The 815-nt window shown below is 68.2% G+C and carries 1 protein-coding gene; it reads right to left on the bottom strand.

The features are described from left to right. A partial coding sequence (locus ACFP3V_RS31350) for an IS110 family transposase (protein ID WP_380591092.1) occupies positions 1 to 585 on the bottom strand: 585 nt, incomplete at its 3' end. Positions 586 to 815: the final 230 nt, after the last annotated feature.

Raw genomic sequence — 815 nt, 5'->3', positions numbered from 1 at the left:
CTGGCCTGCGGCTAGGGCGTCCATCATGGCCCGGCCGGAGACGCCGAACAGGTCCGAGACCACGGTGGACAGTTTGATCTGGGCGTCTTCGAGGAGCTTCTCGGTGCGGTGCTTCAGGCGGGTGCGGTCCTGGGTGAAGGTGGTGCGGGTGCGGGTGAGGTCGCGCAGGTGCCGCACCGGCTTCGGCGGGACGAACGAGGCCCGGACCATGCCGCGTTCGGCAAGCTTGGCGAGCCAGACCGCGTCGAGCTTGTCGGTCTTGGGCCGGCCCGGGACGTTCTTGACCTCGCGGGCGTTCACCAGCCAGCACTCCAGGCCACGGGCCTCGAGCAGGTAGAAGAACGGTTTCCAGTAGCTGCCGGTCGCCTCCATGACCACGCGCTCGATGCCCTGGCACAGCAGGTGGTCGCCGAGGTCCAGGATCGCGTTGGTGGTGGAGGCGACCGACCAGACCTGTTGCACGCGTCGGCCGTCGACGCGGTCGTGCGGGACACGGGTGCAGATCACCGCCGTGGCCTTGGCGATGTCGATCGCCGCGACCCGGGCGACGGTTCCGTCGCTCTGGTCTTCGTGGGTGTCCGGCATGTCGTCCTCCCCTCGGGTGTGGTTAGGGCGGGACTGTCCGGGGAGCCGGAGGGGAAACGGAGATGCTGAACGGCGTGCTCGAAGCGACAGTGTGCGGCCCCTCGGGCGGCTCCCTCGCCAGACTCCTATGCGGGCTCAACGACCCAAGCATCGAACGGTGTTGGCGGACAGCCCCACACCGATTTTCACGGCCGCGAGACGTCCCGGAAAGGGATACGGACGACTCCTAT

The sequence above is a fragment of the Streptacidiphilus monticola genome (assembly GCF_042658505.1).
GTDB lineage: Bacteria > Actinomycetota > Actinomycetes > Streptomycetales > Streptomycetaceae > Streptacidiphilus > Streptacidiphilus monticola.
The sequence above is the reverse complement of the archived record's forward strand: the minus strand, read 5'-3'. Positions and strand labels throughout refer to the sequence as shown.